At 59.8% G+C, this 19,141-nt stretch carries 22 protein-coding genes; 8 read left to right on the top strand and 14 right to left on the bottom strand.

The annotated features are described in order from the left end of the window. Positions 1–8: 8 nt before the first annotated feature. The 7 genes from QRN60_RS11915 to QRN60_RS11945 form a co-directional block, all read right to left on the bottom strand. Entirely contained in the window at positions 9–716 is a 708-nt protein-coding gene (locus QRN60_RS11915) for a polysaccharide deacetylase family protein (RefSeq protein ID WP_129564871.1), read from the bottom strand. Positions 717–847: 131 nt separating this feature from the next. Further along, complete coding sequence (locus tag QRN60_RS11920; RefSeq protein WP_004430064.1) at positions 848–1,966, bottom strand: branched-chain amino acid ABC transporter substrate-binding protein; 1,119 nt, start codon at positions 1,964–1,966, stop codon at positions 848–850. A gap of 119 nt (positions 1,967–2,085) precedes the next feature. Then, positions 2,086–2,439 (bottom strand): DUF6867 family protein, encoded by a 354-nt coding sequence (locus tag QRN60_RS11925; RefSeq protein ID WP_004430061.1) that lies wholly within the window; start codon positions 2,437–2,439, stop codon positions 2,086–2,088. Positions 2,440–2,620: 181 nt separating this feature from the next. Then, complete coding sequence (locus QRN60_RS11930) at positions 2,621–3,349, bottom strand: ABC transporter ATP-binding protein (protein ID WP_004430059.1); 729 nt, start codon at positions 3,347–3,349, stop codon at positions 2,621–2,623. Then, positions 3,349–4,227, bottom strand: coding sequence for an ABC transporter ATP-binding protein (locus QRN60_RS11935; RefSeq protein WP_004430053.1), 879 nt, complete (start codon positions 4,225–4,227; stop codon positions 3,349–3,351). Before QRN60_RS11935 ends, QRN60_RS11930 begins: the two co-directional genes overlap by 1 nt. Further along, complete coding sequence (gene livM / locus QRN60_RS11940) at positions 4,227–5,624, bottom strand: high-affinity branched-chain amino acid ABC transporter permease LivM (RefSeq protein ID WP_129564872.1); 1,398 nt, start codon at positions 5,622–5,624, stop codon at positions 4,227–4,229. The genes QRN60_RS11935 and livM overlap by 1 nt, the downstream gene beginning before the upstream one ends. Before the next feature lie 4 nt (positions 5,625–5,628). After that, a complete protein-coding gene (locus QRN60_RS11945) occupies positions 5,629–6,531 on the bottom strand; it encodes a branched-chain amino acid ABC transporter permease (protein WP_004430050.1) in 903 nt (300 codons plus the stop codon). A 335-nt stretch (positions 6,532–6,866) separates the two neighbouring features. On the opposite strand from QRN60_RS11945, the gene cysQ reads away from it, so the two are divergent. From cysQ to QRN60_RS11965, 4 genes are all read left to right on the top strand, one after another. Continuing rightward, a complete protein-coding gene (gene cysQ, locus QRN60_RS11950; RefSeq protein ID WP_129564873.1) occupies positions 6,867–7,655 on the top strand; it encodes a 3'(2'),5'-bisphosphate nucleotidase CysQ in 789 nt (262 codons plus the stop codon). A 336-nt stretch (positions 7,656–7,991) separates the two neighbouring features. After that, the gene (locus QRN60_RS11955; protein WP_129565092.1) at positions 7,992–9,032 is read left to right on the top strand and encodes a DUF2793 domain-containing protein; all 1,041 of its coding nucleotides are present in this window, start codon (positions 7,992–7,994) and stop codon (positions 9,030–9,032) included. A gap of 191 nt (positions 9,033–9,223) precedes the next feature. Next, on the top strand, positions 9,224–9,499 hold the full coding sequence (gene sciP, locus QRN60_RS11960) for a CtrA inhibitor SciP (protein ID WP_004430042.1): 276 nt from the start codon (positions 9,224–9,226) through the stop codon (positions 9,497–9,499). 223 nt (positions 9,500–9,722) lie between these two features. Then, the gene (locus QRN60_RS11965) at positions 9,723–10,004 is read left to right on the top strand and encodes a GNAT family N-acetyltransferase (protein WP_004430028.1); all 282 of its coding nucleotides are present in this window, start codon (positions 9,723–9,725) and stop codon (positions 10,002–10,004) included. A gap of 210 nt (positions 10,005–10,214) precedes the next feature. On the opposite strand, the gene QRN60_RS11970 is transcribed toward QRN60_RS11965, so the two are convergent. Both QRN60_RS11970 and QRN60_RS11975 read right to left on the bottom strand, forming a co-directional pair. After that, entirely contained in the window at positions 10,215–10,418 is a 204-nt protein-coding gene (locus tag QRN60_RS11970) for a DUF1059 domain-containing protein (RefSeq protein ID WP_004430026.1), read from the bottom strand. Positions 10,419–10,705: 287 nt separating this feature from the next. Further along, positions 10,706–11,056: a flagellar export protein FliJ gene (locus QRN60_RS11975; RefSeq protein WP_003491821.1), complete on the bottom strand. Its 351-nt coding sequence runs from the start codon at positions 11,054–11,056 to the stop codon at positions 10,706–10,708. A 480-nt stretch (positions 11,057–11,536) separates the two neighbouring features. On the opposite strand from QRN60_RS11975, the gene ctrA reads away from it, so the two are divergent. Then, positions 11,537–12,241 (top strand): response regulator transcription factor CtrA, encoded by a 705-nt coding sequence (ctrA, locus tag QRN60_RS11980; RefSeq protein ID WP_003522926.1) that lies wholly within the window; start codon positions 11,537–11,539, stop codon positions 12,239–12,241. Between the two features lie 226 nt (positions 12,242–12,467). Beyond that, positions 12,468–12,983: a GNAT family N-acetyltransferase gene (locus tag QRN60_RS11985; RefSeq protein WP_129565093.1), complete on the top strand. Its 516-nt coding sequence runs from the start codon at positions 12,468–12,470 to the stop codon at positions 12,981–12,983. A gap of 52 nt (positions 12,984–13,035) precedes the next feature. Here QRN60_RS11985 and QRN60_RS11990 read toward each other — a convergent pair whose 3' ends face one another. The 3 genes from QRN60_RS11990 to chpT form a co-directional block, all read right to left on the bottom strand. Continuing rightward, complete coding sequence (locus QRN60_RS11990; protein WP_165000629.1) at positions 13,036–14,082, bottom strand: alpha/beta hydrolase family protein; 1,047 nt, start codon at positions 14,080–14,082, stop codon at positions 13,036–13,038. A gap of 137 nt (positions 14,083–14,219) precedes the next feature. Then, positions 14,220–14,747, bottom strand: a complete 528-nt coding sequence (locus QRN60_RS11995; RefSeq protein ID WP_004430003.1) for a GNAT family N-acetyltransferase — start codon at positions 14,745–14,747, stop codon at positions 14,220–14,222. A gap of 86 nt (positions 14,748–14,833) precedes the next feature. Beyond that, positions 14,834–15,481, bottom strand: coding sequence for a histidine phosphotransferase ChpT (gene chpT / locus QRN60_RS12000; RefSeq protein ID WP_004430002.1), 648 nt, complete (start codon positions 15,479–15,481; stop codon positions 14,834–14,836). A 252-nt stretch (positions 15,482–15,733) separates the two neighbouring features. Between chpT and QRN60_RS12005 the strand changes: the two genes are divergently transcribed. Together QRN60_RS12005 and QRN60_RS12010 are read left to right on the top strand one after the other, a co-directional pair. Further along, positions 15,734–16,330, top strand: coding sequence for a DUF1134 domain-containing protein (locus QRN60_RS12005; RefSeq protein ID WP_020011624.1), 597 nt, complete (start codon positions 15,734–15,736; stop codon positions 16,328–16,330). Between the two features lie 143 nt (positions 16,331–16,473). Then, the gene (locus tag QRN60_RS12010; protein WP_129565094.1) at positions 16,474–17,703 is read left to right on the top strand and encodes a coiled-coil domain-containing protein; all 1,230 of its coding nucleotides are present in this window, start codon (positions 16,474–16,476) and stop codon (positions 17,701–17,703) included. A gap of 187 nt (positions 17,704–17,890) precedes the next feature. Here the strand turns inward: QRN60_RS12010 and QRN60_RS12015 are convergent, their stop codons facing one another. Next, positions 17,891–18,745: a TrmH family RNA methyltransferase gene (locus tag QRN60_RS12015; protein WP_004429996.1), complete on the bottom strand. Its 855-nt coding sequence runs from the start codon at positions 18,743–18,745 to the stop codon at positions 17,891–17,893. Next, on the bottom strand, positions 18,735–19,127 hold the full coding sequence (locus QRN60_RS12020; RefSeq protein ID WP_004429994.1) for a hypothetical protein: 393 nt from the start codon (positions 19,125–19,127) through the stop codon (positions 18,735–18,737). Before QRN60_RS12020 ends, QRN60_RS12015 begins: the two co-directional genes overlap by 11 nt. Between the last annotated feature and the right edge of the window lie 14 nt (positions 19,128–19,141).

Here is a 19,141-nt window from a genome sequence, read left to right on the forward strand (position 1 = left end):
CGGCGATATCAGAGCAATTGCGCAACGGTGACAAACTCAAACCCGCGTTGACGAAGGCTGTCTATGATCAGGGGCAAGGCCTGCCGGGATACCTCGCGGCTTCGATACATGACATGCATGATGATGATCGAGCCGTTTCTCGTTTGCTCGATGACGTGACTGGCGAGGGCGGCCGCATCGTCGGCGACATCGGGAAACGATTCCGGTTCGACATCCCACATGATGGTTTTCCGGTCATGCCGTGAAAGATACCAGGGCAAGGTGAGCAGCTTCTTGCCATAGGGCGGCCGGAACATGATCTCGCCTTCGTAGCCCGCAGCGCGAATAGCCGCATCGGTGCGCTCGATCTCCTCCCTGATCCGCGCCGGCCCCATGAACATCATGTTGGAATGCGCATAGCTATGGTTGCCGAGCTGATGCCCCTCGCTCACGATCATGCGCGCCTGCGGCAGGTTTTCTTCGGTCTCCTTACCGGTCAAAAAGAAAGTCGCTTTTACCCCGCGCTCCCTCAGGATCGTCAGGACATCAGGCGTAAAACGCACCGACGGCCCATCGTCGAAGGTCAGCGCCACCACCGGCCTTTCCGTTTCGACCCTTGCGATGATGCCACCAAATAATTGCGTCGTTCGGGATTTGCTGAAGAAATGCACGCCTATCAGCACCGCCGCCAGCCCAGCAAGAACAAGGAATAGAGACACGGTTCGCTTTATCGTCATTGCTACCCCTCATTGCAGTTTTCCCGAGAGGCTTTGTTTCCCGCCTTGTTGTCTCCAGTATGGCAAGCCGGACCACAAAAAGAAAAAGCCCGGCATCGCTGCCGGGCTTCGATAGGAAGTCACAGAAGAGCTTAGCTGCCCTGCTGGATGTAGGTGAACTTGCCGTCCGGACCCTTCTTCCATTCGTACATGACGTAGCCGGGAAGCTTCGGGTCGCCCTTCTCGTCGAAGGAGATGTCGCCAAGCGCGGTCGGGAAGGTGCCGGACTTCAGGGCCTCGGCAACCTTTTCCGGCTCCACGGAACCGGCAGCCTTCGCCGCACCGGCAATCGCCTGCATCGCGGCGTAGGAGTAGAGCGTGTAGGCTTCCGGGTTGAAGCCGGCGGCCTTGAACTTCTCTACCAGCTCCTTGTTTTCCGGGCGCAGCGTCGGATCGGGGCCGAAGGTGTTGAGCGTGCCTTCAACGGCGTCGCCGGCGATGGAAGCAAGTTCGTTCGAGACGATACCGTCTCCCGAAACGAGCTTCGCCTTCAGGCCCTGGTCAGCCGCCTGGCGGATGATGAGACCGGCTTCGGTGTGCAGGCCGCCCCAGTAGATGATGGAAACGCCGGCTTCCTTCATCTTGGAGATCAGCGCGGAGAAGTCCTTGTCGCCGACGTTCACGCCTTCATACATGACCTCAGTCACGCCGGCGGCATTGGCAGCCTTCTTGGTTTCATCGGCAAGGCCCTGACCATAAGGTGTCTTGTCGTGAATGATGGCGACCTTGGCGTCCTTGAAATGATCGGCCAGGTACTTGCCGGCGATGCCGCCCTGCTGGTCGTCACGGCCGCAGGTGCGGAAAGTGTTCCACAGGCCGCGTTCGGTGAAAACAGGGTTGGTTGCGGCAGGCGTGATTTCGAGAATGCCGTTTTCGGCGTAAACTTCAGAGGCCGGAATGGAAACGCCGGAGTTGAAGTGACCGACAACGAATTTCACGCCGTCAGCAACGAATTTGTTGGCAACCGAAATACCCTGCTTGGGGTCGGATACGTCGTCGCCCAGCACGATCTTGATCTGCTCGCCATTGATGCCGCCGGCGGCATTGATGTCTTTCGCAGCCTGTTCGGCACCCTTCTGGATCTGAGCGCCGAAAGCAGCGTTCGGGCCGGTCAGCGGTGCGCCGACAGCGATCACGACATCGGCCCAGGCCGAACCGCCAAACGCGACCATGGCGGTCAGCGCAACAGCGGAAAGAAGAGACTTCTTCATTACTTTACTCCCAGTTCCTTTGGATGGGTTGATTGCAAGGACCTGTTCAGTACCCACCTTCACTGAACAGGAAACCGTTCCACTCTGACGAGCATTGTGCAGTCGGAAAAATCCGCCTGTCAATCTTTCTTCTTGTAGGAAAATGCCGACGTCCGGTCGTAGAGCCAATAGTAATTATTGACCATCTGGCTCGTCCTGCGCATGCGGAAACCGATGCTGGAAAAGACCAGAAGAAGAACGACGTCAAACACGTAATAGAAGCCGTTGATGAACGGCCCGTTGAAGAGCGCGTAATGCAGAAACCGCATGACGAGCCCCAGTGCGAGCGTATAGATCACCACCCGCGTATAACCGCCCCAGCCATCGGCCACCGATCTGCCCGTGCGCCACGCCGTCCAGAAACCCAAGAGAACAACCAGTGCGCGCAGAACATAACGCACGCCGTTATCGGTTTCGAAAAAAAGGCCCTGCATCTCTTTCCCCATCAGTGCCGGGCGGAAACGCCCTGGCCCTGCCTTGTCTGTCGTCCCGTCGTTTCCCGCCGGGCATTTTATTGTTTACGCCCCGCCAGGGATCCTTAAGGTTTGGCCGAAAGGACGGCAGGCCGCCGTTTGCAGTCTTGCGCCGCAAGATTTCCGGCGCAAGTAAAATCTTTCAGTGCCGTCCGCCTTCGAGATAGGCGGCGCGCACCTGCGGATCGGCGAGCAGTTCCCTGCCCGAACCACTCATCGTCACCTTGCCGTTGACCATCACATAAGCGCGGTCGGAAAGCTTCAGCGCGGCAAAGGCGTTCTGCTCCACGAGGAAGACGGTCAGCCCCTCTTCCTGGTTGAGTTTCTTGATCGCCTCGAAAATGCCCTTGACGATCAGCGGTGCAAGACCGAGTGACGGTTCATCAAGCAGCAGCAGCTTCGGACGCGCCATCAGCGCGCGGCCGATGGAGAGCATCTGCTGCTCGCCGCCGGAAAGCGTGCCGCCGCGCTGGCTCTGGCGCTCTTTCAGACGCGGGAACATCGTGAAGATCTTCTCGACGTCCTCTTTGAAATGCTTGAGATTATCGAGATTGGCGCCCATCTGCAGGTTTTCCAGCACTGTCATGCGCGGGAAAATCCGGCGGCCTTCGGGAGACTGGGCGATGCGCTTGCGGGCAATCAGATGCGTCGGCAGATGGGTAATGTCCTCACCGTCGAAGATCACCTGACCGGCGCGCGCCTGCGGGCTGCCGCAGATGGTCATCATCAGCGTCGACTTGCCGGCGCCATTGGCGCCGATCAGGCTGACGATCTCACCCTTGTTGACCTCGACATCGACACCGGCCAGAGCCCGGATATTGCCATAATAGGTTTCGACACCCTGGACTTTGAGAAGCGATTCACCGGGCATCAGGCCGCTCCTCCGTCGAGTTCTTCCGCAATCACGTCTTCCACTTCATCATCCTCGACACCCAGATAGGCGGCGATGACCTTCGGGTCGTTCTTCACATGGTCCGGCGAACCGTCGGAAATCTTCTGGCCATATTCCAGAACCACGACATGGTCGGAAATCTGCATGACCACGGACATGTCGTGCTCGATAAGAAGCAGCGACGTGCCTTCGTCGCGAATGCCGCGCAGCAGCGCATTGAGCGCCAGCGATTCCTTCGGATTGAGACCGGCGGCCGGCTCATCTAGGCACAGAAGCTCCGGCCCCGTGCACATGGCGCGGGCGATTTCCAGACGGCGCTGCGCGCCATAGGGCAGATCGCCGGCCGGATCGTCGGCGCGGTCGGTCAGATCGGCCTTGTCCAGCCAGTATTTGGCCTTTTCGATCGAGTCGTCCACCGCCCGCCGGTAAGCGGGCAGGCCGAGAAGACCGAGAATGGTGTAACCCGAGGCCTTCATCAGTGCATTGTGCTGCGCCACCAGCAGGTTTTCCAGAACCGTCAGACCCGAAAACAGGCGGATGTTCTGGAAGGTGCGCGCCACCTTGGCCTTCTTGGTGATCTCGAAATCCGGCAGGCGCTCGAGAAGATGCGCCTCGCCACTCTGCTGGCGCATGGTGATCATGCCCATGGTCGGCTTGTAGAAGCCGGTGATGCAGTTGAAGACCGTGGTCTTGCCCGCACCGTTGGGGCCGATCAGCGCCGTGATCTCGCCGCGCTTCGCCTCGAAGGAGAAGTCGTTGATGGCCATCAGGCCGCCGAAGCGCATCGAGAGATGTTCGACCTTGAGGATCGTATCGCCAGTGGTGTTTGGTGTCATGTTCGTCATTCCGGAAGCCATCAACCGTGACCTTCCTTGGTAAAGCTGCCGGAGACGGCCTTGCGTTCTTTAAGGAAGGCCGTGGGTTCACGCGAGCCGACGAAACCGCGCGGCTTGAACAGCATGACGATGACCATGGCGAGACCGAAGAGCAGCATGCGGTAAAGTTCCGGTGTGAAGTCAGGCCCGAAGACATGCTTCAGGAACTCCATCTCACGCAGAAGCTCGGTGCCGCCGACCATGACGAGCGCCGCAATGGCGATACCTGTCAGCGAGCCCATGCCGCCAAGTACGACGATGGCGAGGATGACGGCCGATTCCAGGAACACGAAGCTTTCCGGCGAAACGAAACCCTGCCGCGCGGCAAAGAACGAACCGGCGAAACCGCCGAACATCGCGCCCGTGGCAAAGGCGGTGAGCTTGGTGATGACGGTGTCGATGCCGAGCGAACGGCAGGCGATTTCGTCCTCGCGCAGCGCTTCCCATGCACGGCCGATCGGCATGCGGCGCAGCTTGATGGTGACGTAAGCCGTCAGCATGCACAGAAGCAGGATCACGTAGAACAGGAAGATCTTGTAATAGGCCGACGACATCGACAGGCCGAAGGCCTTGGCGAAATTGTCCGGCGCAGCGACATCGAAGGACCAGATGCCGAAGACCGAAGCCTTGGCGATGCCGGAAATGCCGAAGGTGCCCTTGGTGACGGCCGTCCAGTTCAAAAGCACGAGGCGGATGATCTCACCGAAGGCCAGCGTGACGATCGCCAGATAGTCGCCGCGAAGGCGCAGAACCGGGAAACCGAGAATGATGCCCCAGAAGCCGGCGAGAATGCCCGCGACCGGCAGGAGCACCCAGAAGGACAGGCCGAAATGGCTTGACAGCAGCGCGTAGGAATAGGCGCCGACCGCGTAAAAGGCCACATAACCGAGATCGAGCAGGCCGGCGAGGCCGACGACGATGTTCAGGCCCCAGGCCAGCATCACATAGATCAGGATCTGGATGCCGAAATTGTCGACGAATTTCAGCGAGCCCTGAAAGCCGAACAATTGCACGGCGATAACAGGATAAAGCAGCAGCAGGACGAGCGCCAGCTTCAGGAAGTGCTTGTGGAAAAATCCTTTTTCCTCGGAGATTTCCAGAATGCCACTTTTCGCCTTGGCAAGCCGGCGGCGGTCCAGCGACGGCTTGATGAAGCCGACCACGAGAAAGCGGCCGACCGCGGCAATGCCGACGAAGATCGCCAGAAGCCCCCAGCGGGTGCCCCAGATCAGCTGGTTGTTGATATCCTGATAGGTGACGATGCCGACATAAAGAATGAACATGCCGAACGAGATGAGGCCCGCAATCAGGCCCTCCTTCACGGCCGTCGCCATCAGGCTCGGGCTGGAAGCGGCGTTTTCGGAAGCGATATTGGTCATGGGATCACACCTTCTCGACTTCCGGACGACCGAGAATACCGGTCGGCTTGAAGATCAGCACGAAAGCCAGAATGCCGAATGCCGCGACATCCTTGTAGGCGATGGAGAAATAGGCCGACCACAGCGATTCAATGAGACCGATCAGCAGACCGCCGAGAACAGCGCCCGGAAGCGAGCCGATGCCGCCGAGAACGGCCGCGGTAAACGCCTTGACGCCGGGAATGAAGCCGTCGCTGAACGAGGCAACGCCATAATACATCAGATACATGGTGCCCGCGACCGCAGCCAGCGCCGCACCCATGATGAAGGTGATGGAGATGGTCTTGTCGACATCAACGCCGAGCAATGCGGCCATCTTGCGGTCCTGTTCGGTGGCGCGCTGCGCCCGGCCGAGCGGGGTCTTGTTGACGATATACCAGAAGGCGAAGAGCAGCACCGAGGTGACGACCATGATGATCAGCTGCTTCAGCGAGACGGTAATGGCGCCGAAATGATAGCTTTCCGTCACCATGGACGGGATCGGCTTGTTGCGCGGACCCTGGGTGACCTGGATGAAGTTGGACAGCGCGATCGACATGCCGATGGCAGTGATCAGCGGTGCAAGACGGAACGAACCTCTGAGCGGGCGGTAGGCGACGCGCTCGATCACCCAGTTCCACAGGCCGGTCATCAGCATGGCGACGACCATCATCAAAAGCAGAAGAAGCGCCACCGGAATGCCGGCGACAAAAGATGTCACGATCAGGAAAACGATCAGGGCGGCGAAGCCGCCAAGCATGAAAATATCGCCATGGGCGAAGTTGATCATGCCGATGATGCCGTAAACCATCGTATAGCCGATAGCGATGAGGCCGTAGATCGATCCAAGAGTCAGCCCGTTGATGAGCTGCTGGATAAAATACTCCATGTCTTTCCCCCGGGCACGACCTCGAATGGGTCACGCCTCGTTATGTTAATTATAGGGGAAGCCTTTCAGGCAGACCCCCACCCTCAAAATGCATATCGTGTTCGTTAAAAATGTGAAGTCAAAAACGGGCGATCCTGCACAAAATTTGGAATTTCCACATGGACTGCCGCTTTCCCGGTCAAAAGAGCCATGATTTTGGCAGGAAGTGCTGAAAAAATGACGGTTGGATGCTTATTTTAGCATTGTCCAATGCCATTATTTGACGGGCAGCGGGCAAAGGAGTAGCGAATATCGGAACGGCGATATCCCGCAGACGGGATACAATTGGCAAAGAGATGATCGACATATTGACGAAAGCGGCGCTGGACGCCGGGCAGGCCATCATGGCGGTCCATCGCGCCGGCCCACATGCGTCATACAAGGACGACTGTTCGCCCGTGACCGAGGCCGACCAGCGTGCCGAGGTGATCATCCTTGCGGCGCTGGCCCTCCATTTTCCTGACATCCCCGTGGTGGCCGAAGAGGCTGTCTCAAACGGCATCCTGCCGGAAACCGGTGCGGAATTCTTTCTCGTCGATCCGCTTGACGGCACCAAGGAATTCATTGCCGGCAAGGACGATTTCACCGTCAATATCGCGCTCATCCGCAATGGCGTTCCGGTGGCCGGCGTCGTTTACGCCCCCTGCCGTGGACAGGCGTGGACGGGTGAAGAAAACGCCGCCGAAAAGCTCGCAATATCAGGCGAAGGCGCAATCCTTTCGCGCCACCCCATCCGGGCGCGTCAGCGCGGCGCTTCGCCCGTGGCGCTGATCAGCCGCTCGCATTGCACGGCGAAGACGGAAGCCTTCGTGGCCGAACACGGGCTGAAAGACTGCATTTCCGTCGGCTCCTCGCTGAAATTCTGCATGCTGGCGGAAGGCGCTGCCGATATCTACCCCCGCTTCAGCCGTACCATGATGTGGGACACGGCCGCCGGCGACGCCGTGCTGCGCGCCGCAGGCGGCAGGACGCTCGATTGCGAGGGCAGGCCCCTTGTCTATGCGGTGAGGGGCGATGGCGAGGATGCGCTGGCCAATCCGGACTTCATTGCCGAGGGGGCGATGGCGGTGGAACACGCGGGGTAACAGGCGCTCGGCGTTTCCTGCGGCTCTTGCAAAGCGCGGATCGATCCCTGCTTCGGCGTATGAGGCTTCCCCCCCTCTGCCCTGCCGGGCATCTCCCCTCAAGGGGGAGATCAGCCGGAGGCACTACCACCACTTCATTCGCAAATGCTGAGATGGGCGAAGCCTGCCCGCGAGTCGATCTCCCCCTTGAAGGGGAGATGCCCGGCAGGGCAGAGGGGGGGGTGAAGCCTCGCCCACCAAGGCCCAACAAAAAATAATCCATCCCCACTCATCCCCACCCCACGTCCCCCCGTCACAATGCCCCGCAAGGAAACACCACAACGCGGAAGGCACATCATGACGGAACAGACGGCGAGACTTCGGCTTCCTTACATCCTGCCCTCACAGGCCCAAAAACACGTCACCCACAACGAAGCCCTGCAAAGGCTGGATGCAATCGTGCAGCTCACCATCAAGGCTGCCGTTGCCGCCCCGCCCGAAAATGCGGCCGAGGGCGATTGTTTCCTGCTGACGCCGGACGCCGCCGGCGACTGGGCCGGCAAGGGCGGCAGGCTCGCGTTCCGGCAGGATGGCGCGTGGCTCTTTATAGTACCGCAGCCGGGCTGGACGGCATGGTTTGCGACCGAGAGCAAATATCGCCTGCTGCAAGACGGAAGCTGGCGCGACATGCCGCTGCCGGCCACCGGCCGGCAGGAGCGGCTGGGGATCGGCGCGGAGGCCGATGACACCAACCGGCTGGCGCTTGCCTCCCCCGCCAGCCTCTTTACCCATGCCGAGGAAGACGGCAGCCACCGCATGACGATCAACAAGGCGGCAAAAGCCGATACCGCCACGCTGCTGTTCCAATCCGGCTGGAGCGGCCGGGCGGAAATGGGCCTTGCCGGCCATGACGGGTTTTCGATCAAGACCAGTGTGGATGGCACCTCCTGGCACACGGCGCTTCTGTGCAGCGGCGATGGCCGGGTCTCGATGCCCAACCGCCCACTCGCCGTCGCCGGCCTGCCCTCGGGCACGACGAAACCCGCCAATGGCTCGGCGGCGGGTTTTTCCGTGCTCTTCATCGCCGAGGGTGGATTTGCGCTCGGGGAAACCCTGGGAACCGACGGGCGTGAACTCGTCGTTCCGGCAAAGGGCCTTTATCTGGCAGCATTGTCGCTCGCCGTGGTCTCCTCCTCCGGCCACCGGGTGACGCTTTTCATCAACGGTGCGGCGGCCAGTTTCGGCATGACAGGAAATGCATCGACCTCAGGCACACAGCAGTCGGCAACATCGATCCTTCCGCTCGATGCCGGCGACCGCCTGCGGCTGCAGCATGAGGGAACGGCGGAATTTACCCAGGGCAGCGGGAAAACGTGCCTTTCGCTTGCGGCACTCTGACGGAAACAACCGATGAGAGAGAAAAATTGCGTTTTTTGGAAAAATTTTTTCCCGGCAAAATAAGGCGACTCGAACAAATCAGGCGAAACCGTTCAAATTCTTAATAAATTGTCACGAGCTGCTTAGGCAATTTTTAAAGGTACCGGGATAGAGTTCCCGTCATATGGTCTTGAGTTTGTATAGAGTGTCCAATGACCGAAATGATACGCCCACGAGTTAAATATGTCATCGGCCCCGATGGCAGCCCTCTGACGATTGCGGATCTTCCGCCTGCCAATACCCGTCGCTGGGTCATTCGCAGAAAGGCGGAGGTGGTTGCCGCGGTACGCGGAGGACTGCTGAGCCTCGAGGAAGCCTGCGAGCGTTATACGCTCACCGTTGAAGAATTCCTGTCCTGGCAGTCCTCGATCTCCGATCATGGCCTCGCCGGTCTGCGCACCACGCGCATTCAGCAATATCGCCACTAAACAGTGCGCCGGCGCGGTAACGCGCCCCCAAACCGAATTCCAGAACGCCCCGCCGGATCATCGACGGGGCTTTCGGTTTGATTTCGGATTTCTCCTGAAAACTGCCCGACAGAGCCGGTGATTGTCGCCGGTTTGTGTCCGCTGCGTTCGCTATCGCGCTGTTTCAATTCAGGCGCAAGCCGTTAGAGTGGCGAAAACGAACAGCAATGCGGAGGCAGAGACCATGGACATCAAGACCACCGAAACCGGATCGCGCGGCGAATATTCGGCGACCATCGACGGCCACAAGGCGGAGATGACCTATTCGCGCACCTCCCCTTCCCTCATCATCATCGACCATACCGGTGTGCCCGATGCGCTGCGCGGCAAGGGTGTCGGCCAGACGCTCGCCGCCCATGCGATTGATGAAGCCCGCAAGGGCGGCTGGAAGATCATTCCGCTCTGCCCCTTCTTCAAGGCCCAGACATTGCGCCATGCCGAATGGGCGGATGTGATCCAGGGGTAAAATGGCAGACATAAAGAGCGTAATGGCAGCTATCTACGGGTGTTTTGGCCAAAACGGAGCATCCACACTCCGTCACCCCGGCCTTGAGCCGGGGTCCAGCAAGCTCAGTCATTGAGCTGAAAAGACACTTCTCGTTGCGCAGGCGCGCGTCGGCTGGATGCCGGATCAAGTCCGGCATGACGGCGGAGAGATTTTCAGGTGTGCCAGCAATCACGCCACCTTCAACGGCGGCGTCCCGGCATGCATGCTCCGGCGGACTTCTTCACGGAATTCCAGCGTATCCTCTGCGCCATGCACCGCCACGGCATGTTGCACGGCCGCTTCCATAAGCTCTTCTTGAGAATCGGCGGAAATGGCAACGGTGCATCTGCTGTCACTGGGGAATTCACGGCAATCGATATATTGGCGGGCCATTTTTTCCTCCCTGCAATAGCCGCCCGCGCCTGCACGGGGCGCGTGCGCGTAAAAGCCTCCGGCTCACGGTCGGAACCCCCGTAAAATACGCCTTTCCCAACTTCCGGACAATCGAAATCGGGCATGACCGTCCCGGCGGGAAACACCGGCGACGCCGCAAAACAAAAGGCCGCCCTTAAGGAGCGGCCTTTTAAAAAAATGCACGGCGTCCCGTCATTGAAAGCCGCCTCCTGATCCACCGGCAGCCGTCAATGAGGACGATCATTCGTCAGCTTTTGCGCCTGCGGTCAGGCGCGGGCGCGGATGGCTCCGTCGCGGTTTTCCAGTGCGGCGGCCTTTTCATATTCGGCCTGCACCTCTTCCAGCGAAGCCTCGGCGGCCTCCTGCTGGGCCTTCAGCTCCCGGATCGAGACCTGAAGATTATCCGCCCGCTGGCGCGCGGCCTTGGCGAAGGTCGGATAGGCGAAATGTGTCGGATCGGTAATGCCCGACTTGCTCTCTTCCAGAGAGATCTGATGCACCAGTTCCTTTGCCATCCGCTCAAACTCGGACATCATCTGCTGCAGCTGGTTAAGCTGCCGGCGTTTTTCATTGACCTGAAATTCCTTCAGGCGAACCAGGCTGTCACGCGACTTCATACGCAATACTCCATGGATAGCGAGACCCGGATCAAAAAGGCACTATGCCCCCCTGACCGGCCCGTTTAACCCGCCCGTTTTTCCGTAAGGGTTGACCCCTGTCCCGGAATGATTCCCAAAAGTTACCCGGCGTTAATAAAAAACCGCCGCCGTTAACCTTTCGTTTACGGGCATCGTTAATGATAAACACGATCATTTAAGGGTCGGTAAATGCCAGGTCCAAAAAAACGGGCCAGACGATGTAAGAGTCGATTGAATCACTTAGCGGGAAATCCTCACGTTGAGCTTCAATTTTGGCGATGGTGGATTCACGTGCAAAAACAGCGAAATGCCTTCTTTGCTTAATAAATTCGATACACCTTGCCAAAGGCAATTAGAATTTGTTAACCATTTGGTGGCAGCCTGCAAATCAGGCAACGTCTGGATCCGCATCGCGCGAGGCAATGATTTACCGGTTCGCGGGCGGCAAAGGGGATAATTATGCGGGTTCTACTTATTGAAGACGACAGCGCGACAGCGCAGAGCATTGAACTGATGCTCAAGTCGGAAAGCTTTAACGTCTACACGACCGACCTCGGCGAGGAAGGCGTGGACCTCGGCAAGCTCTACGATTACGATATTATTCTTCTCGACCTCAACCTGCCCGACATGTCGGGTTACGAGGTTCTGAGAACGCTTCGCCTCTCCAAGGTCAAGACGCCGATCCTCATCCTGTCCGGCATGGCCGGTATCGAGGACAAGGTTCGCGGCCTCGGCTTCGGCGCAGACGATTACATGACGAAGCCGTTCCACAAGGACGAACTTGTTGCCCGCATTCATGCCATCGTCCGCCGTTCCAAGGGCCATGCGCAGTCGGTCATCGCCACCGGCGAGCTGATCGTCAATCTCGATGCCAAGACGGTTGAAGTGGGCGGCCAGCGCGTTCACCTGACCGGAAAGGAATATCAGATGCTCGAGCTGCTTTCGCTGCGCAAGGGCACGACGCTGACCAAGGAAATGTTCCTGAACCACCTCTACGGCGGCATGGACGAACCGGAACTGAAGATCATCGACGTCTTCATCTGCAAGCTGCGCAAGAAGCTCGCAAATGCTGCAGGCGGCGCAAACTACATTGAAACCGTCTGGGGCCGTGGCTATGTTCTGCGCGAGCCTGACGGCGCCACGGAATTCCTCGAAACCGCCTGATCCAATCCGGAACAGGACAGTTTTTAAAAGACCCGCTGGAAACGGCGGGTTTTTTGTTGCGATTTTCTCTCCTCATTGCTGTGCCTGTCACAGGAATCCAGCCAGCCCAAGTCCTTGGGTTGAAAGGACTCTCCGCCGCGCAGACGCGCGTCGACCGAATTCCTGTGACAAGCACAGCAATGAGGAGAGAAAGACCTGGCCACGCATCGCCAAAGGACGCCGGTACATGAACCACGCCATCCCAACCCTCAAGACGGATCGCCTGACGCTGCGCCCGCTGACCATGGCGCATTTCCCCGCCTATCGGAACTTCATGACGTCGCCGCGCTCCATCGGTGTCGGCGGACCATACGACCTGCCCTCAACATGGGGCGTGTTCTGCCACGATCTGGCCAACTGGTACTTTTTCGGCCATGGCGCGCTAATGATCGAGCTTGGCAAAACGGGGGAATGTATCGGCCAGGTCGGCATCAATCACGGTCCGCTGTTTCCGGAAAAGGAACTTGGCTGGCTGCTTTACGAAGGCCATGAGGGGCGCGGTTATGCCGCTGAAGCCGCCTCGGCGCTGCGCGACTGGGCCTTCAGGACCCTGAGCCTGCCCACGCTTGTCAGCTACGTCTCGCCGCAAAACCGCAAATCAGCGGCCGTCGCCGAACGAATCGGCGGAAAGCTCGATCCGGCAGCACCTCGTTCCGATCCCGAAGACCTCGTTTATCGGCACTATCAGGTAAACCCCGTTTGAAAGAGGGACGCCTTGCGGCCATTACGGTCGCGAGGCGTCCCGAAAATCCAACCTAACGCATTTCCACTTTCAGAAAGCCGAGGATTGCCTCCGTGATCTGCGCATGGATAGCCATGCGGTCCCTGCCGCCGCCATCCCGGCAGACGAAACCCTCACCCGGTGAAAGTTCCTCCACGATCTTTTCGCCGTTCGGCTTACAAATCTGCATGAAGCTGAAATGGCTGGCATCCGGTATGTCCCGATAAACCGTCGTCGCCTTTGGCAAATGCCGGGCGATGTATTCGGAATCGGCCTTGATGGCGGCGATCTCTGGTGTCTCCACACCTGCCGCCAGAACCAGAACCGGTACGCTGACGGCCTGCAGCGTTTCCGGCAGGAAACCCGCAGCCGGCCCGAGATCCAGCGCGATGGCGGCGCGGATGCGGGTATCCTTCAAATCCATCGAAAGGCGCGGATCGGCCTTGCCGTCACCGACAACCCCGACTTTGGCGAGCAGCCGGGGAGCCTTGCATTGCGGCGGGCGCTTCTCTGCGCCGCAATCCCTCAGGGCAAGATCGGCGCTGTATCGCGCGCCAACCAGTTCCATCGCGGTCCAGCCGCCGAGGGAATGGCCGATAACCGCGATGCGCGTCCCATCGATCCTGCCGGCGAATCGATCATCGCCAAGCAAGGCCGTCAGCGTTCTGCTGATGTCGCGCGGCCGTTCCCACAATGGAACGATCTCGGTCGCATTTTCTTCGGTAAATGATTCGCCGCCGTGATCCGGAGCGGCCACGACATAACCTTCCCGAACAAGCTCGCCGGCAATCCAGTTCAGATTGCGCCAGCTACCGCCAAAACCGTGCGACAGCAACACGAGCGGACGGGAACCGTTAAGGAAAGAGGCACCCGGTTGAACCTCAAGACCGTAAAATGCGGCATTTTCGCCGACGATCTCGCTTTTGCCCGAGGGCGCGGCCGGGTACCATAATGAAACGGCAAGCGTTCTCGCGCCCCCCTCATCCGGCAATTCGATCTGTTTAAAGCCGATACCGCTTTCCGCCCTTGCGGCCTGAGCAGTGGAAAAGATGACGAGTATCGCCAGAATGAAATAGCGCATGGGATGCTCCAGGAGTTGATATGGACCAACCCTTGGTTCAAAACGCCGCCTGCCGAGACCTCAAACAGGTTTCAGGTCGTCCTGAAACGCAATCGAGACAGCGACTCGCTCGCAAACGCTTCCTGTTATGCCGAGCGCTAGATATCCGCGATCCGCTCGAAAAGCCGCACGGGACTGTCGCGGAAGGTCGTTTCCCGGAAAGGACAGAAGCCGAAACGGGCGGCGATCGCGAGCGAGGGCGCATTCAGCGGATCGATCATGCAGACGATCCGGTTCGATATGCCCTTGGCATCAAACCAGCCAAGGGCGGCCTGCACCGCTTCGCTGGCTACACCCTTGCCCGTCAGATCCCTGTCAATCTTCCACATGGCCTCCGGCGCGGTGTCGAAATCCGCGCCATGTCCACGGCGCATATGGGCCAGCCCCACCTCGCCGACGATTCGTCCCGTGGCGGTTTCCTCCACAACGAAGGGGCCGAAACCGAAGACGGACCAGTGGCCGATGAAACGCAGAAGCCGCGCGAAAGCGAGTTCGGGATCGAGCGGCGCGATCGAGCTCACGCCCGGGATCGGATGAACATCCGCGCTCCAGAAGGAGCAATAACGTGCTTCGTCCTCGATGGCATGCGGCCGCAGCAGGAGACGCGCGGTTTCGACACGGATCATGAGACCTCCTCCTCTGAAAAGAAAAAGGCCGGGCACTGGCAAAAGCCGGCCCGACCCCTGATGGCGTCACTGTCGCATCGAAACGATCACTCCGTAATCGTCTTCGCCGTAAACACGATGCGATCGTCATGCACCTTGTATTCCACCGCCATATTGGCCTCTTCGGCCAGAAGCAGCGTGTAATAAGGCTGAACGGAATGGGCATCGACCGCCTCTTCCAACCTGCCTTCGTAAATTTCCACGAACTTGGCCGGCACGCGCATCATCCGGCCCTTGACGGTGATTTCGAACCTGGCGTCGCCGTCTGGGCTTTCCAGCAGCACATCCACATTGCCGCCGCGCGGAATGGCGCCGTAAGACACGAGGAAGAGGTTGAGCAGAAGTTTGACACGATTCTTCGCAACGATGGCGCGCGGGCCGTTCCAGCTCACTTCCGCCTTCTTTTCGGCGGCGGCGAAATCCTGGGCGGCCTTTTCGGCCTCACCGGTGTCGATCGACGCGCCGGCGGAGCCGGAAGCACCGAAAGCAAGGCGGGCGAACTTCAGCCGCACGGATGCGTTAAGGGCTGACGTGCGGATGAGATCGAGCGCATCGTCATCCGTGCCGCCCTCGTCCAGAAGTTCGAGGCCGTTATTGATGGCGCCGACAGGAGAAATAACGTCATGGCACACACGGCTGCACAGAAGAGCCGCCAGATCGGGACCGGACAGCGTGATATTGAGTTTGCTGGTCATAAAATTCTCTCCTGCGCAAGGGAGGCGCGGACGGTGTGGAAATTGTTAAGCCATAATGACACCATATTTGGTAAACCGATTGTTAATAGGATGGTTTCAAAATGCCAAATGCCTTAACAGGCCACACTGGAGCCCCGTGTATCCGCAAGGATGCGCGAAACATGCTGTAGAACTTTGACTCTGCGCGACCGGCCCTTTCGAAAACCGATTCGGATTTTCGGGCTTATGCGCTAACGAAACAGACGGACGGACATGACGATGCGCCTTACGAAAACCCGCACCATTGCACGCCTCGGACTGGGAAAGATTGTCGCGCTCCTTGCGAGCCTCTTGATGTGGGTCGCACCGGCCTCGGCCCAGAACAGCGATCAATATTCGTTCCAGGAAGTCGTGGATGCAGGCCACGGATTCTTCGGTGAAACCACCGGCGGTCTTGCCAAGGTGGTGGAGCGCGCCTTCCAGCAATACGGTCTTCCAAACGGTTACATTCTCGGGCAGGAAGGCTCCGGCGCTTTCGTCGCGGGCCTCACCTATGGCGAAGGCACGCTTTATACCAAGAACGCCGGCCAGCACCCCGTCTTCTGGCAGGGCCCGTCGCTCGGCCTCGATTACGGCGGCCAGGGCACCCGCGCCATGATGCTGGTCTATAACCTGCCCTCCGTCGATGCGCTTTACCGCCGTTACGGCGGTGTGAGCGGCTCCGCCTTCATCGTCGCCGGCGTCGGCATGACCTATCTGAAGAGCAGCGACGTGACCCTCGCGCCCATCCGCACCGGCATCGGCGCGCGCCTCGGCATCAATGTCGGCTACCTGAAGCTCACCCAGCAGCCGACCTGGAACCCCTTCTGATTCGCTAAAGCCGGGGCGGGAGGAAATAACGGGCCGGTTTTGACGGTGCGACACCCCTCCCCACGGTTGCAATAATAGCGTAACGTGCTTTCGCGCCCCTCTTTCCGAATGCGCGCGTATCTGAGTTTCGGAGACTGTCCCGCGTGATCGAATATGCCATTCTCTTCGGATTGGGTTTTCTCACCGCAACCCTGCTGGCCCTGCTGATCGCACCCGCGATCCATCGCCGCATCGTCGCCTATACGGAAAACCGCATACGCGCGACAATGCCCATCAGCCCGCAGGAAGTCCGCGCCCAGAAGGACATGGCGCGTGCGCTCTACGCCGCCGAAAACGCCAAGGTCCGCCAGGAACTGGATACGGAACGGGAAAAGAACACCTCGCTGCGCCTCGCCAACGAAGCCGCTTCCAGCGATGCCTATCGCCTTGGCGAGCAGAATCGCAGCTTCTCCCTGAAAATCGAGGAGCTGACGCTGGAAATCGGCGAATTGCGCGCAGCGCTTGATGCCAGCGAAGAACGCGCCGGCATCATACAGGCGAACCTCGCACAACAGGAGCAGGCCGCCAACGAGCGCGCCAGCCAGATGTCCGATCTCACCGCCCGCCTCACCAATCTGACGCGCGAACTGGATGATTCGAAAATCCTCGCTGCCACCCGCGATCTGGAGGCAGAACAGGCCAAGCAGAGCGCCACGCGCTTCCGCAAGGAAGGCGAGACGGCGACCCGTGAACTGCAGGACGTGGCGGCCCGTAACAAGGAAGCCATGACGGCGGTTGCGCGCGAAAGCCGCAAGGTCACCCGGCTGGAAGAACAGGTCGCTACGCTCATGGCGAAAAACGCCGATCTCGACACGATGCTGACGCTGCGCAACCAGGAAGCCGCCCGTCTCAAGGAACAGCTTGCCGCAACCGGCGGCCGCGCCAACGACATGATCATTCGTCTGCCGAACCCTGCCGTGCCGGTTGAGAAGGCGGTAAACCCGCCGCCACAGCCGGCCCCAGCCGCCGCGCTTGAAGTCGCACCCGTCGCCGAAGCAGAGGCGACACCGGCGGTCGCCGCCGAGGAGGCAGCCATCTCACCGGTTGAGAAGACAACGGCGCCGGCGTCAGAAGGTCTGGAACAGGAAATCGAGGATATCCGCAATCAGGGCACCGCGCTCACCGAGCGCCTGCTGAATGTGCGCGGCACCGGCAATGACGAACCGATCCGCGGCGAAATCGCCCGCATCGCCGCTGAGATGATCGCGCTCACGGCGGCGCAGGAGGGCGAGACATCGCCCATTCCAGGGCTGCTTGCCAAGGCCTCCGGCTCATCGGGGCGGGACAGCCTTGCGAAGCGGGCGAAGGTGGTGATGGAGAAGCGGAAACACTGAGGGTGTGGTTTTACCCCCCTCTGCCCTGCCGGGCATCTCCCCCTCGGGGGGGAGATCGGCAAGAAGCACTAACATCACTTCATTCTCAAACGTCGAGATGGCCGAAACCTGGCCGCTTGTCGATCTCCCCCCTTGAGGGGGAGATGCCCGGCAGGGCAGAGGGGGGTAAACCACACCCACCGATGGCCTAAACCCGCCCGATCACCCCCGCCATCTGATAAAGCGCCAGCCCCGAAGCCGTCCCCGCATTCAAGCTATCCAGCTGCGGCGACTGCGCGATCCGTGCCGTATGAAACCGCGAGAGCACCGATTGCGGCAACCCCTCGCCTTCCGTGCCGATGACAAGCGCCATGCGCTCGGAGCGGGGGATATTGCGGATCTCGGTCTCGCCACCAGGCGAAAGGCTCCAGATCGCAAACCCGGCCTCAGAAAGCCGCTCCAGCATCTCCACCGCACCGCCGCCGCGATGATAGGGAACCGAAAGAACTGATCCGACGGAAACACGCAGCGCCTTGCGATAGAGCGGATCGCAGCAGGTCTCGTCGAGAAACACCGCATCGGCATAAAAGGCCGCCGCATTGCGGAACATCGCCCCAAGATTATCGTGATTGGAAATGCCGCAGCCCACGAGCACCAGTGAAGACGGAGGAAGCGCCGCCGTCATTTCGGTAAGCCCGCGATCCTGAACCCGGCGGCCGAGCGCCAGAATGCCGCGATGCAGGTGAAAACCGACAATGCCATCAAGCACCGGCGCTTCGGCCACGTAAACCGGCACATCATCAGGAAAATCGGCAAGAATATCCGCAACGCCGGAAAGCCGGTTGCGCAGGATCAGGATGCTTTCCGCTGCAAAATCACCACCCGCCTTGTGGGCGGCTGCCAGCATGCGCAGCACCACCGTGCCTTCGGCAATGAAACGCCCCTGCCGGCCGGTGAGGTCGCGCTCGCGAATATCGCGAAAGGCGGCGATGCGCGGATCGGCGGGATCCCCGACCGGGATCAGCGCCCGCCCGTCCAGCAGGTCACTGCCCTCACTGGCCATCAACAGTCACATCGGCAAGGAACCGGCCGGCCGCGACGTTGAAAACCAGCGCCTTGCGCGTGCCGTTGGCGAGCCGGCCGTAAAACAGCATGTCGCCGCCGGAATAGCTGACATTGTCGATCGTGAAGCCCTGCGGCAGGCTGGCGGTGACGGCAAGCGGGCCATTACCGGTCGGGACGGCGAGGTTTGGCGCTTCCGCCTGGGTCTGAACCGCTTTCGACGGCCCCATCGCCTTGTAGACAACCGCACCGAAGACGGCCATAAGGCTGATAAACATCACGGAGCCCGACACGATCTGCAAACGGATCATCTTGCGGCGAACTTTTTCCATGGCCGGATCAAGCGGCTTGTCTTCCTGTTCGTCTTGCTCGATCTGCGTCATCGGGTTCCCTGAAA

This window comes from Agrobacterium sp. CFBP2214 (genome assembly GCF_030209895.1).
Taxonomy (GTDB): domain Bacteria; phylum Pseudomonadota; class Alphaproteobacteria; order Rhizobiales; family Rhizobiaceae; genus Agrobacterium; species Agrobacterium radiobacter.